Consider the following 15,015-nt stretch of genomic DNA (forward strand, 5'->3'; position numbering starts at 1 on the left):
TATGCCAATATACTTATTAGATTCTTCTAATTGTTTTATGTCAACCTCACAACACATACTAACAAAATATTTACTTGTAGGTGTTTTTGATACAGTAGCATTTAATATTCTACCATTTATATTTTGAGTCACTTTAGCCTTAACCCATTTCAATTTTGGTAGCTTAATTAGATTATCCTTAATAGTTATATTATTATTTACACACTTACTTTCAAAACTTCTTTTAGTATTTCTTTTACTTTTGAACTTTGGAAATCCTTGATTATTACCCTTTTTAAATTCTCTAAAGAAGTTTTTATATGCACTATCTAAATCATCAATGGTAGCTTGCAAACTAGTTGAATCAACTTCTTTAAGCCATTCATATTCTTCTTTAAGTGATGGAAGTTTTTTAATTAAATCATACTTTGAATGTGATTTACCTTCCTTTTCGTATCTTTCTTTTTGAAGTGCTAACATATGATTATACACAAATCTTGAACATCCAAAAGATTTTTCTATTATTTCTTTTTGAGTTTGATTTGGATATATTCTAAACTTAAAAGCTTTCATCTGTATCATTTCTTCACCTCCTTTTAATTTATATTACAGGCTTACATCTCCACCCTACTTACGTTGAGGATGGAGTATTTCGCCTATCTTTGATAAAAAAGCTTTATTTTATCTCTCATTACATATAAATCTCGTTTCATAAATCTCACCACCTTCATATAAATAATATTATAAATTAAATAGCTATCTTTCTATTCTGATACAAAATTATTAATTTCGCTTTGCAATTTATTTAAAAACTTTTTAGTTGCCTTAGAAAAAACCTGATACTTTTTCCAGACAATATTTAAGTGTGCTTCTAATCTCGGTTCTAAAGGTCTAAAACAAAGATTGCTATTACCTGTTGTATTGATTAGCTTATCCAAGCAAAGAGCATATCCAGCCCCTTCATCTACCATAAGAGAAGCATTGTAGACAAGATTATAAGTTGCCACTATATTAAATGTTTGAAAATCTTGCCCAGACCAACCAGAAATTACATTTTGAACCAATGTTTGACGTGAAGTTAATATAGGAATTCCCTTCAAATCTTCTGGACATATCATTTTCTTTTGAGCAAGTTCACAATCTTTTTTCATAAGTAACCCCCATACATCATTAACAGGAAGTTTGATATAATCATACTTTTCCATGTTGGCAGGTTCGATTAAAATTCCAAAGTCTAAAAGTCCTTTATCTAGTCTTTCCGTTACATCATCAGCATTTCCACTAAATAGATGATAGCGTATATTAGGGTATTCTTTCTGCAATTCTTTCACAGTTTTTGCAATAAAACGCATAGCATCTGTTTCTCCCCCACCAATATAAACATTTCCTCGTATGTCATCATAATCATTGTTAAAATCTGAAGTAGTTTTATCTGCTAAATCAATTATTTCCTGCGCACGTTTACGTAAAAATAAGCCATCCTCTGTAAGTGTGATTTTTCTGTTGCCACGCAAAAACAACTTTTTCCCAAGTTCATCCTCAAGTTCCATAAGTTGTTTTGAAAGTGTAGGTTGTGTCACATTAAGTGATTGAGCTGCACTTGTAATACTTTCCTCTTTTGCAACTGCCAAAAAATATCTCAATACTCTAAGTTCCATTTGTATATCCCTCCTATTTATAGTGTAGTTTCCTCTAGTATTCCTGTCAACTATGGGAAGGTATTCTTTATAAGTATTTGCTATTATATTATTTCGTTAATATAATAAACGTATAGAAACTATGATATAAATTTTAATAAGAACAATAACATAAAAGGACATAAAAAGGAGGAAAAAATATGAATTTTAATATGTATATACCAACTCGTTTTATCTTTGGAAATGGACGTTTAGATGAATTACATCAACAAAAACTACCTGGAAAGAAAGCCTTGCTTGTTGTTTCAAGTGGAAAATCAAATAAAGAAAATGGTGCACTTGCCCGAACAGAAGAGCAGTTAAAAATGGCAGGAGTAGAGTTTGTGTTATTCAGTGAAATAGACGCAAATCCTAATAAAAATTCTGTCATGAACGGGGCTTCCTGTGCTCGTGAAACAGAATGTGATTTTATTATTGCCTTAGGTGGTGGAAGTGTCATGGACGCTTCAAAAGCAATTGCAATGATGGTAACAAATGATGGTGACTTATGGGATTATGTAAATGGAGGTACTGGAAAAGCACAACCATTACAAAATGAACCACTACCAGTTGTTTGTATTACAACCACTGCTGGAACAGGTAGTGAAGCTGACCAATGGGGAGTTGTTACTAATGAAGAAACCCATGAGAAAATTGGTGTTGGTGGTTATGACTCTTTATTCCCTGTTTTGTCTATAATTGACCCAGAATTGATGAAATCTGTACCACCTGAATTTACTGCTTATCAAGGATTTGATACCTTATTCCATGCTGTGGAAAGCTATATATCTTCTTTTTCCAGTGTTATGAGCGATATGTATGCTTTAACTGCTATCGAAAATGTAGGCAACTATCTTGCACATGCAGTAAAAAATGGTAGTGATATGAAATCAAGAGAACACATGGCTTTTGCAAATACGATTGCAGGAATTGTCATGACAATCAGTGTCACTACAGCACAGCATTCTTTAGAACAGGCTATGTCTGGTTATTACCCAAGACTTCCTCATGGTGCAGGTTTGATTATGATTTCTAAAGCTTTCTTTGGATTTTTTATAGAGAAACATGCTTGTGATGAACGCTTTGTACGCATGGCACAGGCATTGGGAATGAAGGATGCTAACAAAGCAGAAGATTTTATTACAGCTCTTAGCAAATTACAAGAAGCTTGTGACGTTGCAGATTTAAAAATGTCCGATTATGGAATTACACCAGGAGATTTTAATCTAATAGCAAAAAGTGCACGAGAAACAATGGGTGGTTTATTTACAGCAAATCCTTGTGAAATGACACATGAGGATTGTGTAGAAGTATTGAAAAAATCTTACAGTTAATCAGAAAGGATGTGTGAAATGAACTTGAACTTAAATACATTTTTAAGACACATTAATCAAGGACTTACTGTTGTTGGGGGCTCAGAGTTACATAAATTTATGAGTGAACTCAGCAATGAAGCCATGAAAATTACCTCTAAATTAAACAATCATTATCATGAGCCAGAAGAAATTAGAACATTGTTTTCAGAGTTAATAGGAAAACATGTAGATGAAACATTCAACATGTTCCCTCCATTTTATACTGACTGTGGAAAAAATATAACAATAGGTAGAAATGTTTTTATAAATTCAGGATGTCGATTTCAAGACCAAGGTGGTATTACTATTGGAGACAATTCGTTAATTGGTCATAATGCAGTATTGGCAACTTTAAATCATGATTTTGCACCAAGCAAACGAAGTACTATGCACCCAAAACCTATTAAAATAGGGAAAAGTGTCTGGGTCGGTGCTAATGTCACAATAACTCCTGGTGTAGAAGTGGGAGATGGAGCAATCATAGCAGCTGGAGCTGTTGTAACAAAAGATGTGGCACCTAATACGTTGGTGGGAGGTGTCCCAGCAAAGTTTATAAAAAAAATTGAGGAGGAATAAATAAATGAACAAAAAAGTCTTAATTATATCTACAAGTTTTCGCAGAGATGGAAATTCTGAAATATTAGCAGATATGTTTTTAAAAGGGGCAAAAGATATATTAAGTAAAGCATATCAAATGGGAAAGGCAGTATAAGCCTATGAAAAAGGTTATAAGCCTTATGTTAACTGTACTTTATAGCTTTGCATTGTTAGGTTGTACAAATATTCCAGCCTCACAACAAACAATTAAGCAAGAATCTAAAAATAATACTTTAACTGCAACGCCTATTTCTTATAAAGAAAAAGAAGTGATAACATCAACTAAAAATAACATGATAACTGCCAATCTTAAAATTGGAGATAAAGACTTTGTATTGAAACTTTATAATAATGCCTCTGTACAAACACTACTAGAAAAAATGCCACTTACACTAGATATGAAAGATTTAAATAAAAACGAAAAATATAATTACTTTACAAAAGATTTGCCATCAAGTTCAGAATCTGTAAAAAATATTAAGACTGGTGATTTTATGCTATACGGCTCTGATTGTTTGGTACTATTTTATAAAGATTTTCAAACCTCATATAACTACACTAAGCTGGGGTACATTGAAGATACCAGTAAACTTAATGAAATATTAGGAAATGGAAACATACAAATAGTGCTTAGTATTATTAACTAAAACAATAGTGTCATTATGTCAAATACATCTACCATGATGACACTATTGAACCGAATTTTCTCTAACTTACAATCTTATTTTTTCCATTATTTTTAGCTATGTAAAGCTTTGTATCCGCTCCCTTTACTAGCTTCTCAATAGTCATATTTTCAACGTACTCCTCTACACCACCACTGACTGTAATTTTGTTTACTAAATCAAATAATTTTTTATCACTAGAAACATGTATGCGAATACGCTCTGCTACCTCAATTGCTTTAGATTTAGTAAAGCTAGGCATTACAACTATAAACTCTTCTCCTCCGTACCTTGAAACTATTCCATCATTTCCAACCTCTTCAATTAAAATCTCACTAAATCGAATTAATACATTATTTCCACATAGATGACCATATTTATCATTTATTTTTTTAAAATCATCTATATCAAATAATACAATGGACATAACTCTTTCTTGCAGTGGCTTTTTTAATATATTGGACATATATTGTATTAAATATCTTCTATTATACAAATTTGTCAAATCATCTATAATTGCCTGCCTTTCAAGTCTTTGGTTCAATTTATATACTTTCTCACGCTCATGAGAATACTCTTGTAAAACCACAATCATTACTATACATAAAAACAATGAAACTATAATAAAACTACTTATCGTATCTGATGCACGAGATTCGCCTATAGATACAATTAAGTTTGGGTAATTAAATGCCAAAAATATAGATATACAATACACAAATATAGATACAAATATCATAACTATTCTCTTAAGACCATCAAGAGTCAATGATATAACACATATTCCCAACAAGAAATAAAGCATCATACCACTATCCACTCCACCACTTATAAAAAAGAGTACTGGAAATAAGAATATATTAAGCCCTATATTAATTACTAGACACCCTCTATCAATATCTTGTGTTTTAAGAGAATAGATTGCCAATATGGACATGATACAAAAGCAAGAAAAACTTCCCCATATAGATATACTAGGAAGGCTACTAAAAAGAGCTGCAACAAAAGCTAAAAATGAACAAATAACTCCAGCAAAACAAAAAAGATAAAAAAGCCTTTCTTGTAAGTTTAATTTTTTATTTAAATACGTCTCCATGTATTTTTTAATAGACTGTTGTATAGATGACAAATATTTATCTCCTTCTTTATTAAGATATTTTAATTTAATTATATTTATAATATTATATCATATAATAAGTATGTTTAAATAATAGCTTTCATATCCAATATATGGAATTAAATTTATCTAATAAGTATATATGATAATAAAAGTATGTAGTAAAATATTAAAAATAAAACTTATAAAAAATAACAGACAATTACATGTATAAAATAACAAAGCAAAGCACTCATATTATGTTAAAGTGCCTTGCTTTATTTATATATTCTATAAAAATTTATAACCTATAATTTCTATTCCAACTCAAATGCCCCTGTATAAAGACTATAATAAACTCCTTTTTTATTTATTAACTCATCATGAGTACCTCTCTCTATTATACGTCCCTGTTCAAGAACTATAATTGCATCTGAGTTTCTAACAGTAGACAATCTATGTGCTATTACAAAAACAGTTCTACCCTTCATAAGATTATCCATACCTTTCTGTACCAGTGTTTCTGTACGTGTATCAATAGAAGATGTGGCTTCATCAAGAATCATTACTGGTGGATTTGCAACTGCTGCACGGGCAATCGAAATTAATTGTCGTTGACCTTGTGAAAGACTCGCACCATTTTGTGTCAATATAGTATGATATCCATTTGGCAATCTAGTAATAAAGTCATGTGCATTTGACAATTTAGCGGCCTCAATACATTCATTATCTGTAGAATCCATTTTACCATATCGGATATTATCCATAATTGTTCCTGTAAATAAGTTGACATCTTGCAAGACAATTCCCAAGGAATGGCGTAAATCTGTCTTTTTAATTTTGTTGATATTGATACCATCATATCTAATTTTTCCATCTGCTAAATCATAAAAACGGTTAATCAAGTTTGTTATGGTAGTTTTTCCAGCTCCAGTTGCACCGACAAATGCTATTTTTTCTCCTGCTGTTGCTTCCAAAACTATGTTGTGTAATACTAATTTCTTTTCTGTATATCCAAAATCCACATCAAAGAACTGAATATCACCTTTTAAAGGAGTATATGTTATTGTACCATCATGATGAGGATGTTTCCATGCCCATATTCCTGTATTATCAGTTGTTTCGATTACTTCCCCATTATTGAATCTAGCATGTACTAATGTAACATATCCATTATCTTGCTCAGGCTCTTCGTCAATCAATTCAAATATACGTTCTGCTCCTGCCAACGCCATAGCCATCATACTAATTTGCTGTGCAATTTGTGAGACAGGCATACAAAATGTTTTCGACAAACTCAAGAAAGCGACAATCATTCCAACTGTAATAGAGCCTACACTATACAATGCCATAAGTCCTCCAAAAAGAGCAATTAACACGTATTGCAGATTTCCAAGTTGCATAATAGTTGGCATAAGTATATTACCATATTTATTTGCTTGTGTAGAATCTAAACATAAATCTTTATTCTTTTTATCAAATTGTTGTTTTGCATCTTCTTCATGGCAGAATACCTTAATGACTTTTTGACCATTTATCATTTCTTCAATATATCCTGTAATATTTCCTAATGTCTCTTGTTGCTTTATGAAATACTTTGCACTTGCACCACCAATTTGTTTAGTAACTATGCTCATGATGACTGTAACTACTAAAACTAAAAGCGTCAAAGGTACATTACTTATAAGCATAGAAATCAATATAACAACTACTGTAATAATAGCCGAAATAAATTGTGGTAATGCCTGTGAAATAAACTGACGCAATGTGTCTGTATCATTGGTATAATGGCTCATAATATCTCCATGTGTATGAGTATCAAAATAACAAATAGGAAGTTTTTGCATATGTACAAACATGTCATCTCTAATTTCTTTCAAAGTTCCTTGAGAAATCTTTACCATAATTCGATTATAGAGGAATGTTGCGACAACACCTAAGATATAAATACATGCCATTAAAATAATTGTATATAATAAGCCACTAAAAGATGGATTATCTTCAAGCAAAAGTGGAGTTATATAATCATCAATCAATGTTTGCAAAAACAAAGAACTTATGACAATAGTACAAGAGCTAAAAAGAATACATACGACAACTGTGCTAAACAAAAGTTTATGTCGCCCTACAATATAAGATAACAGTCGTTTCCATACGCTAAATACCTTTGTTTCCATTACTTGTCATCTCCCTTCGTTTGTGAATCATAGATTTCCCTATATATTACATTTGTTTTTAGCAATTCCTCATGTGTACCATACCCATTGATTTTACTGCCTTCCATAACGATAATATAATCAGCATCTTCCACTGAAGAAATACGCTGTGCAATAATAATTTTTGTAGTGTCTGGTATTTCTTCACTGAATGACTTTCTAATCATTGAATCAGTTTTTGTATCTACTGCACTTGTAGAATCATCAAGTATTAAAATTTTTGGTTTTTTTAGCAAGGCTCTTGCAATACATAGTCTTTGCTTTTGACCACCAGAAACATTTGTCCCTCCCTGTTCAATATATGTGTCGTATTTATCTGGAAATGTTTCAATAAAAGAATTTGCCTGTGCCAATTTACAAGCATGTATCATTTCTTCTTCACTAGCATATTTATTTCCCCAAAGTAGATTTTCTTTAATTGTTCCAGAAAATAGCTCATTTTTTTGAAGAACCATTGCTACTTCATTACGAAGTGTAAATAAATCATAGTCTTTTACATTTACGCCTCCTATTGTAATTTTTCCCTCTGTCACATCATAAAGACGTGGTATTAATTGAACTAGTGAACTCTTTCCACTTCCAGTCCCACCTATAATCCCCAATGTTGAACCAGTTTCTATATGAAATGAAATATTTTTTAGACATTCTTTTTCTTTATCATCTACATAACTGAAACATACATTATCAAAACTTATTTCTCCATTTTCCATATGATATACAGGAGTATCACCGTTTTTTAATGAACTTTCTTCATCTACTATTTCTATAATTCGTTCACAGGAAGCTCTTGCCATATTAATCATAACCATAACCATAGATAACATCATAAGACAATTAAGAATATTCATGGCATATGTAATTAAGCTGGAAAGTTCTCCTGTAGTCATTGTAGTTGCATTGCTTGAAACTATCATTTTTGAACCAAACCAACAAAGTAGTAGTGTACAGCAATACATAGAAAACTGCATTAATGGCATATTATAAGCAACAATTCCTTCAGCCTTTCCAAATGTCTTGTATATTTTCTCTGAAACATGTTTAAATTTCTTGACTTCAAATTTTTCTCTTACAAAAGATTTAACTACTCGTATACCTGTGAGATTCTCTTGCACAACTCCATTTAAGTCATCATAAATATTAAACACTCTTTCAAAATATGGATGGGAACGACTTACAATTAAATATAAACCAACTCCAAGAATTGGGATTGCAATTAAAAATATAAAGGATAAACTCGCATTAACCATAAATGCAGCAATCAATGAAAATACAAGCATAAGTGGAGCACGTACAGCCACACGAATAATCATCATATAAGCATTTTGGACATTTGTTACATCTGTGGTTAATCTTGTTACAATACTGGAAGTTGAAAACTTATCAATATTAGCAAAAGAATAGCCTTGTATTTTGTAATACATATCCTTCCTTAAATTTTGTGCAAACCCAGCAGATGCAGTAGCACAAAAACTTCCAGACAGTATTCCAAAACATAATCCTAAAAATACACAAACAATCAAAATGGTACCAAGTTGCACTAGGGTCTGTGTATTGTTTCCACTGATTCCTACATCAATCATTTCTGCCATAATCATAGGAATTAAAATTTCCATTAAGACTTCTAATACAACAAATACTGATGTTAGTATGGAAGCTTTTTTATACTCTTTAATGGAACAAGCTAATTTTTTAATCATATTCTATCTCCTTTTCTAACTAATTTTTAAGATGTTGATTTACTCTAAGTTTTATCAGACAACTTTAATTATCTATAATTTTCTTACCTAACTTTTATTTATTCTGTATAGAAATGAATATACTCAGATGCCTAATATTTAAAATTTTATCATTATCTGTGTTGAATGAGAATTTCAAAAACCTTAATAACATTAGATAAAATCTAATATTATATTGAAATTATCTCATCTTACAATTATACTTTTGATATGGAAAGAAGGTGCTTTATGAATACTCAACAATTAGAATGTTTCGTATGTGTTGCTGACAAGTTAAATTTCACAAAAGCAGCAGAAGAACTTTTTTTATCTACTCCTACAGTTACTCACCATATCAAAAATCTAGAAGAAGAATTAGGAGCGAAATTATTTATACGAAATTCAAAAATGGTTCGATTGACAGAAATGGGAAATATGTTTTACAGTGATGCCAAAGACATACTCAACAAAATAGAGGTATCACATAAAAGGATAGCAAAAGCTACTTCTCAGAATACTTCTTTTTTGCGTATTGGATGTTCTAGTCATGCTGAACTCAATAAATTACAAGGTATATTGTCAGACTTACGAATTGCCTTTCCACAGGTGTACCCTTTAATATTTATGGAGGATTATTTTAAGCTTAAAAATTTATTCAATAATAAACATTTAGACATTATGCTTTCAACAAGAGAAATGATTAGAGATATGAAAGAATGCACTTTTAAGAAATTAAAGAATACTAAAAATTATGCTATTATGTCCTCACAATCTATCCTTGCTGAAAAAGATAGTCTGACTTTTGATGATTTAAAGACAAATTGCTTAATTATATTAAATCCTAAGTTTATACCATTTCAACATGGAAACATATTGCAGGAAAAAATAGCATTACATTCTCAAAACCATTTTAATATTGTATGTGAAAATGACCAAGCAAGTATACTTCTTGCAAATTGTGGATATGGTATAGCAATATTACCTGAACATTGCATACCAACAGAAAGTGATGGTTTTATTATTCGTCCAATCATTGAAGAAGCTATCATCGAGTATGGTATTGCATATCAAAAAAATGTAAAGGAAAAATACATTCGATTCTTTATAGATAATTTTACTTGTTTGTAAATAAAAATAAGAAAGAAGAACCTCAAATATAAAGGTTCTTCTCTTTTATTTCAATATACTATTCTTTAGTATTTTAACTGTATCGAGACATATTTTTATATAAACATATTTTTACTAATAAATCTAATATTACAATGTACCTAATTGTATAATTATGGTATAAATTCAATTTATTTTTATTGATTTACTACTTTATTAGTTTACTTATGTATCAATTCATCTTTATTGTATTAATTCATCTTTATTGTCTCACTTAATCTTTATTGCTCTACTTCATTTTTATTGCCTTACTATATTTATTGATAATATTCCATGTACCATTTTCTTTTCTTAATTCGAGACTTATTTTTGAATAATACTCTCCATCTTCACTAGATTGTGTCACTATAACTTTATTTCCAGACTTATTCTTATAGCTACGTTCTTTTATCTTATTTTTTGTATGCCCAACTACAATAGCATCTATTCCATCTACTGTAGTAGCAAGTTTTTTTATCTCGCTACTTGGATTTTTTAAATTTATATTATTACTATCTGAATGTACAACTGTAACAATTACATCTGGATTTTCTTTTTGCATAACCTTTACCCACTCATTTGCATCCTTCACTAAGTCATTGGTATATAATCTATTTGTTTTTTTAGAATTTTTTTCTGAACTTGAATTATTGATATTTTTTTCATCTTTATCTATAGTAAGCCCCAATATTCCAACCTTTATGTCGCCTTCTTTAGTTTCAACTTTATGCATTATATAAGGTTTTACATAATTTTCTCCAGACTCATCGTATATATTAGCTGATAAAACAGGAATTTTCATTTCCTCAAAATTTTCTATAATAGAATCCAATGTAGACTTTTTTTCTTCAAAATCATTTTTTTCAGATATAAGTTCATGACTACCAAGTACTACAGCATCATAACCTAGATAAACAATAGGCCATTCGTTTACTCTTTTATGAATACCTTTTTTTGTATTATACTGCCATTCTTTAGACCATCTAGTCATTTCTTTTGTATCTGCATCAAAGAAGTCTCCAGTATCAATAAAGATTGGCTGTACAGCTCTATATCTTTCATTAAATAAACTAACTGCCATTTCATCTGAAAAATTTGAATGTAAACCAGATGTTGTAATTATATTTACTTCTTTTCCAAATACCTTTAATTCACTGTGCTTATCTTTTATAAACCACTTATCATTCTTCTTACCCAACTTAAAGTTAATCTTTGATACACTATCGCCATGAGCTCCAGGCTGTGTCACTACCACTTCTTCACCAGATTTATTTTTAAATGTATGTTGCTCTATCTTTTCATGCGTATGACCAGCTACAATAGCATCTATTCCCTCTACAGTTGTTGCCAGCTCCTTTATTCTATTTCCTGGGTTTTTAGGATTTTTAGGCTCTTCACCTGAATGTACAATGGCAACGATTATATCTGGACTTTCTTTTTCCATGACCTTTACCCACTTTTTAGCATCTTCCACCAAATCATTTGCATATAATTTACCTTTATATTGTGCTTGTTCTTCAAGTGCTCTAGCTTTTTTATCTTGCTCAAAGCTTTTAAATCTTGAACGTTCTCCTACTTCTTTTATAGTAAGCCCTAGTATTCCTACCTTTACATTCCCTTTTTCTGTTTTGACATCTTTCATTATGTATGGTTTTACATAGTTTTTTCCAGATTGTTCATATATATTTGCAGACACCAATGGTATGTTATTATTTCTAAAATCAGAAACTAACCTATCAAGACCTTGCTTATCATTAGAAACGAACTCATGATTTCCAAATGTAACTGCATCATATTTTAATTTTGCCATTTCTTTAGCTATAGGAACTTCTCCTTCACGTGGCTCAGCTATTTTTTTAAACTCTGGCATACCATCATTAAATCGTACTAGTTTTTGACCAGTAGACCATCCATTCATATCAATACTTTGTATGTCAAAAAAATCGCCTGCATCAACCATTAGCAAGTTTTCATCGTATTTTCTCTCTTCTTTCACATAAGAAACTAGGTTTTCTGGGACTATTGAATGTAAGTCACTTGTCCCAAGTACATTGATTTCTATATCTTTAGTGCTTTCACATCCCACTAATAATATTATTAGAACTATTATTGATGTAACTATAATAAATTTTATTTTCATAAAAGCTTCCCCCTTGATTTTTTTGATGATAATAAAATTTACTCTTATACCTTATCTTTACTATCTAAGTTTGTTACTGTTTATTATACGAAAAAAACTATATGTAAATTCCTTTTTAAATAAATCTACGTATAGTTCTTTATATTTTTTAGTTTCAAAACAAGACTTACTCTAATATACTCAAATCTTCAAGTAGGTTTAATATAGTATACTCACAATATTTTACTATATGGAATATGGAAATAGTCTTATATACTCATCTTATCTATCATACTAATATTAAATACCTTATATTATTTATAAACCTTATATATTATCTATAAACTTTATAAAATTATTTAACCTCAATTGTTTTACTAAATTTATCATTAATAACCCATGAACCCTTTTCTTTTTTCACTTTAAAAGTAATTTTAGAATAATATTTACCATGTTCACCTGGTTGTGTCACTATAACTTTACCTCCAGACTTATTTTTATAGTCATGTTCATCTATCTTTTCATGAGTATGACTAGCAACAATAGCATCAATCCCATCTACTGTAGTTGCTAATTCTTTTACTCTATTTCCTGGATGCTTAGGATTTTTAGGTTCTTCTCCTGAATGTACAACTGCAACTATTATATCTGGATTTTCTTCTTTCATCACTTTTACCCACTTCTTTGCATCTTCTACTAAATCATTTGCATACAATTTATCTTTATATTGAAATTGCTCTTGTAAATTTACATTTTCAAGACCTTTACCTACCTCTTTTATTGTAAGACCCAATATTCCAACTTTTACATTGCCTTCATTTGTTTCCACATCTTGTATGACATATGGTTTAACATAGTTTTGTCCAGACTGTTTATATACATTTGCTGATAATACAGGAATCGCCAACTGCTCAAAATCCTCTACAACGGCATCTAAAAGACGCTCATCTGACCAAAACTCATCTTTTTCAGATACAAATTCATGATTTCCAAGTACTACTGCATCATACATTCCATTCTTCATAGCTATGACCATTGGACATCTACTAATCTCTGTGTCCGTATTATTATCTCTTATAGCTTGCCATTCTTTATACCATTCAGTCATTTCATCTGTTTGAGGGTCTAAAAAGTCTCCTGCATCTACTACAACAGGTTCAATGTGGCTACTTTGTTCATTAACAAGGCTGACTTCTAATTTATCAGAAAAATGTGAATGTAAATCTGCAGTAGCAAGTATATTTATTTCTTTATCAATTATTTTTAATTTGCTAGTCTTTTCCTTTATATCCCATTTACCATTCTTCTTATTTAATTTAAAGTTAATCTCTGACACACTATCTGAATGTGAACCTGGTTGTGTGACAATTACTTCCTTGCCAGATTTATTTTTATATGTATGTTGCTTTATTTTTTTATCAGTATGACCAGCTATAACTGCATCTATTCCTTCTACTGTAGTTACTAGCTCTTTTATTCTATTTCCTGTATTATCAGAACTCTTAGATTCTTCCCCTGAATGTACAACTGCAACTATTATATCTGGTTTTTCTTTCTTCATCACTTTTACCCATTTCTTTGCATCTTCTACTAAATCATTTGCATATAATTTGCCTTTATACTCAGGTTGCTCTCCAAGTTCTCTTGATTTAGTTTCTTTTTCAACATCTTCAAATCCTGAACTTTTCCCTACTTCTTTTATAGTAAGACCTAGTATTCCAACTTTTACATCGCCCTTATCTGTCTTAACATTTTTTATCACATATGGTTGTATGTAGTTTTTTCCAGATTGTTCATATATATTTGCTGATACTACTGGTATATTATTATTTTTAAAATCAGAAACTAATTTATCAAGACCTGGCTTATCATTTGAAATAAATTCATTATCTCCAAGTACCACAGCATCATATTTTAATGGTATCATGTCTTTAACTATAGGTACTTCATCTTGGCTATTTTTAACTGTGTCTTCATATTCTGCTATACCACTCTCTCTAATATTAACTAGTTTTTTTCCAGAAGTCCATTCCCACATTTCTTTACTTTGTTCACCAAAAAAATCTCCTGCATCTACCATAAGTAGATTTTCATTCTTTGCTCTTTCTTCATTTACATATGAAACTAGAGAATCTGTCACAACTGAATGTAAATCACCTGTTCCTAATATTTTTACTTCTGTATCTGATACTGTATCTTTTGTATCTTTTGTACTTTGACATGCCACAAGTAATCCCACTAAAAACACTATCAATACCATTATAATAAATTTTATTTTCATAAAAGCCCCCCTCGCAAATTTTTAGATTATAATAAAATTTAATATCATGCTTTATTTTAAACTATAGCAGGTTATAGAACTATGAGCAACATTCATTGGTTTAATAGATTATTATCTTTAAAGATATTCATATTTAAAGATATACATTTCATTTCTTATGTCATTGTATT

General features: G+C 30.3%; 12 protein-coding genes. 5 read left to right on the forward strand and 7 right to left on the reverse strand.

What is annotated here, in order from left to right; translation table 11 throughout:
• Together KGF45_RS12960 and KGF45_RS12965 are read right to left on the reverse strand one after the other, a co-directional pair.
• A partial coding sequence (locus KGF45_RS12960) for an RNA-guided endonuclease TnpB family protein (RefSeq protein WP_227842695.1) occupies positions 1 to 561 on the reverse strand: 561 nt, incomplete at its 3' end.
• 182 nt (positions 562 to 743) lie between these two features.
• Positions 744 to 1,637: a LysR family transcriptional regulator gene (locus KGF45_RS12965; protein WP_227842696.1), complete on the reverse strand. Its 894-nt coding sequence runs from the start codon at positions 1,635 to 1,637 to the stop codon at positions 744 to 746.
• 179 nt (positions 1,638 to 1,816) lie between these two features.
• On the opposite strand from KGF45_RS12965, the gene KGF45_RS12970 reads away from it, so the two are divergent.
• From KGF45_RS12970 to KGF45_RS12980, 4 genes are read left to right on the forward strand one after another with little or no spacing between them, the layout of a single operon-like run.
• Complete coding sequence (locus KGF45_RS12970) at positions 1,817 to 2,989, forward strand: iron-containing alcohol dehydrogenase (protein ID WP_227842697.1); 1,173 nt, start codon at positions 1,817 to 1,819, stop codon at positions 2,987 to 2,989.
• A gap of 24 nt (positions 2,990 to 3,013) precedes the next feature.
• Positions 3,014 to 3,586: a DapH/DapD/GlmU-related protein gene (locus tag KGF45_RS12975; RefSeq protein WP_227842768.1), complete on the forward strand. Its 573-nt coding sequence runs from the start codon at positions 3,014 to 3,016 to the stop codon at positions 3,584 to 3,586.
• A 4-nt stretch (positions 3,587 to 3,590) separates the two neighbouring features.
• Complete coding sequence (locus KGF45_RS20150) at positions 3,591 to 3,722, forward strand: hypothetical protein (protein WP_413894768.1); 132 nt, start codon at positions 3,591 to 3,593, stop codon at positions 3,720 to 3,722.
• Positions 3,723 to 3,726: 4 nt separating this feature from the next.
• Positions 3,727 to 4,254 (forward strand): cyclophilin-like fold protein, encoded by a 528-nt coding sequence (locus KGF45_RS12980; RefSeq protein WP_227828687.1) that lies wholly within the window; start codon positions 3,727 to 3,729, stop codon positions 4,252 to 4,254.
• A gap of 61 nt (positions 4,255 to 4,315) precedes the next feature.
• Here KGF45_RS12980 and KGF45_RS12985 read toward each other — a convergent pair whose 3' ends face one another.
• From KGF45_RS12985 to KGF45_RS12995, 3 genes are all read right to left on the reverse strand, one after another.
• Positions 4,316 to 5,209, reverse strand: a complete 894-nt coding sequence (locus KGF45_RS12985; protein WP_227828688.1) for a diguanylate cyclase — start codon at positions 5,207 to 5,209, stop codon at positions 4,316 to 4,318.
• Positions 5,210 to 5,685: 476 nt separating this feature from the next.
• Complete coding sequence (locus KGF45_RS12990) at positions 5,686 to 7,545, reverse strand: ABC transporter ATP-binding protein (protein ID WP_227842698.1); 1,860 nt, start codon at positions 7,543 to 7,545, stop codon at positions 5,686 to 5,688.
• Positions 7,545 to 9,281, reverse strand: coding sequence for an ABC transporter ATP-binding protein (locus KGF45_RS12995; protein WP_227842699.1), 1,737 nt, complete (start codon positions 9,279 to 9,281; stop codon positions 7,545 to 7,547). Before KGF45_RS12995 ends, KGF45_RS12990 begins: the two co-directional genes overlap by 1 nt.
• A gap of 267 nt (positions 9,282 to 9,548) precedes the next feature.
• Between KGF45_RS12995 and KGF45_RS13000 the strand changes: the two genes are divergently transcribed.
• Positions 9,549 to 10,427: a LysR family transcriptional regulator gene (locus KGF45_RS13000; protein ID WP_227842700.1), complete on the forward strand. Its 879-nt coding sequence runs from the start codon at positions 9,549 to 9,551 to the stop codon at positions 10,425 to 10,427.
• Between the two features lie 268 nt (positions 10,428 to 10,695).
• Here the strand turns inward: KGF45_RS13000 and KGF45_RS13005 are convergent, their stop codons facing one another.
• Positions 10,696 to 12,585: a metallophosphoesterase gene (locus KGF45_RS13005; protein ID WP_227842701.1), complete on the reverse strand. Its 1,890-nt coding sequence runs from the start codon at positions 12,583 to 12,585 to the stop codon at positions 10,696 to 10,698.
• Between the two features lie 334 nt (positions 12,586 to 12,919).
• Positions 12,920 to 14,845: a metallophosphoesterase gene (locus KGF45_RS13010; protein WP_227842702.1), complete on the reverse strand. Its 1,926-nt coding sequence runs from the start codon at positions 14,843 to 14,845 to the stop codon at positions 12,920 to 12,922.
• Between the last annotated feature and the right edge of the window lie 170 nt (positions 14,846 to 15,015).

The sequence above is a fragment of the Clostridioides sp. ZZV14-6154 genome (assembly GCF_020657785.1).
Taxonomy (GTDB): domain Bacteria; phylum Bacillota; class Clostridia; order Peptostreptococcales; family Peptostreptococcaceae; genus Clostridioides.

Excerpts from the sequence above, each read along its gene's own strand:
- KGF45_RS12965 (WP_227842696.1), bottom strand. The coding sequence starts at position 1,637 with ATGGAACTTAGAGTATTGAGATATTTTTTGGCAGTTGCAAAAGAGGAA.
- KGF45_RS12970 (WP_227842697.1), top strand. The coding sequence starts at position 1,817 with ATGAATTTTAATATGTATATACCAACTCGTTTTATCTTTGGAAATGGA.
- KGF45_RS20150 (WP_413894768.1), top strand. The coding sequence starts at position 3,591 with ATGAACAAAAAAGTCTTAATTATATCTACAAGTTTTCGCAGAGATGGA.
- KGF45_RS12980 (WP_227828687.1), top strand. The coding sequence starts at position 3,727 with ATGAAAAAGGTTATAAGCCTTATGTTAACTGTACTTTATAGCTTTGCA.
- KGF45_RS12985 (WP_227828688.1), bottom strand. The coding sequence starts at position 5,209 with ATGTCCATATTGGCAATCTATTCTCTTAAAACACAAGATATTGATAGA.
- KGF45_RS12990 (WP_227842698.1), bottom strand. The coding sequence starts at position 7,545 with ATGGAAACAAAGGTATTTAGCGTATGGAAACGACTGTTATCTTATATT.
- KGF45_RS12995 (WP_227842699.1), bottom strand. The coding sequence starts at position 9,281 with ATGATTAAAAAATTAGCTTGTTCCATTAAAGAGTATAAAAAAGCTTCC.
- KGF45_RS13000 (WP_227842700.1), top strand. The coding sequence starts at position 9,549 with ATGAATACTCAACAATTAGAATGTTTCGTATGTGTTGCTGACAAGTTA.
- KGF45_RS13005 (WP_227842701.1), bottom strand. The coding sequence starts at position 12,585 with ATGAAAATAAAATTTATTATAGTTACATCAATAATAGTTCTAATAATA.
- KGF45_RS13010 (WP_227842702.1), bottom strand. The coding sequence starts at position 14,845 with ATGAAAATAAAATTTATTATAATGGTATTGATAGTGTTTTTAGTGGGA.